General features: G+C 44.5%; 1 protein-coding gene and 2 pseudogenes. 1 reads left to right on the top strand and 2 read right to left on the bottom strand.

What is annotated here, in order from left to right; genetic code table 11:
• The coding region (locus tag J5224_RS29045; RefSeq protein WP_264628550.1) for a hypothetical protein at positions 1 to 420 on the top strand (420 nt) is incomplete at its 5' end.
• Positions 421 to 570: 150 nt separating this feature from the next.
• Here the strand turns inward: J5224_RS29045 and J5224_RS35935 are convergent.
• A pseudogene (locus tag J5224_RS35935) lies at positions 571 to 849 on the bottom strand (recombinase family protein); the annotation flags it as partial.
• Positions 850 to 900: 51 nt separating this feature from the next.
• Positions 901 to 1,159, bottom strand: a pseudogene (locus J5224_RS29035) (ATP-binding protein); the annotation flags it as partial.

Genomic DNA, 1,159 nt, shown 5'->3' with positions numbered 1-1,159 from the left:
GAAGATTTCTATTCAGTTTCAGATACGATGTATCATAATTATGATGCATCTGGAATTAATATGTCACATGACGTAAGAGCCGTTGTAATGCGGGAACACGAATACGCTGCATATAGACATATTCCTAGTGAACTAATTGAATCCGTGACCGTTTATACTCGTCTGTCTAATAACGGAGGTGTTTTAGTACAAAACTTCCAAAACGGAAATTATGTAAATGCTGACACTCACTCTAATGACTCGCCTTTTACTTTTGGAAATCAAACGCCAATAACTAGCTCACCTATTTTATTAATGGGCTCATCATTGACAAATATTAATAACTCTCAACCAGATGACTCATCAACATTACCCTCGCCTCAGTATAACCCACAATCTTTATTTTCTTGTTTTCATTGTTTTTTTGTAAGCATTAAGTGAGCGCCGTATTGACTATTATTTATTGGTGAGATCTACGTTCCATGGCAGCAGTTCTGCCACTTTGTTGCTGGGCCACTCCGGGTGACCGTAAGGATTCGTTAATTTCTGGCAATAAGCCTGAAAGTTATATCTAAATATTTTATATAACCATTAGGCTGCATCTTTTGCTAAAGATACGTACCTGAAGAATGTCGCCCGGGAAATTTTTAACGTTTCACAAATCTCATTGATACTTAAAGATTTATCATGATACATATGCCTGGCCATCATCACTTTCGGTGCGCTTTTGCTGACTGCCCTGCGTCCTCCTTTTCGCCCCCGGGCGCGTGCAGCCGCGAGGCCTGCCCTGGTTCGCTCCTGGAGGAGGCGTCTCTCAAACTGGGCCAGGGACGAAAAAATGTTAAGCACCAGTTCACCCGATGCGGGTGTCAACGCCACGATCTTTGACCGTTTTTCACCATTTTTAATGTCCGCTATTCATCAACCAGGTTGACCGCTTTTCTCCAGCGATGCCTCATTGTTTTCTGGCGCTAGATTCTTGCTCAGCACGCCTGCTTTTCGTTTCTCTCTTAGCTGGTAGCTCTCCCCCTTGATATTCAGCGTCGTTGAGTGATGCAGCAACCTGTCCAGGATCGCCGTTGCCAGCACGTTGTCGGCGAACATCTCTCCCCAGTCCGCCAAACCCCTTGTTCGACGTCAGGATGATGCTTGCCTTCTCGTAACGCCGATTCAGCAGCCT

The organism is Candidatus Symbiopectobacterium sp. NZEC135 (assembly GCF_025962695.1).
The sequence above is the reverse complement of the archived record's forward strand: the minus strand, read 5'-3'. Positions and strand labels throughout refer to the sequence as shown.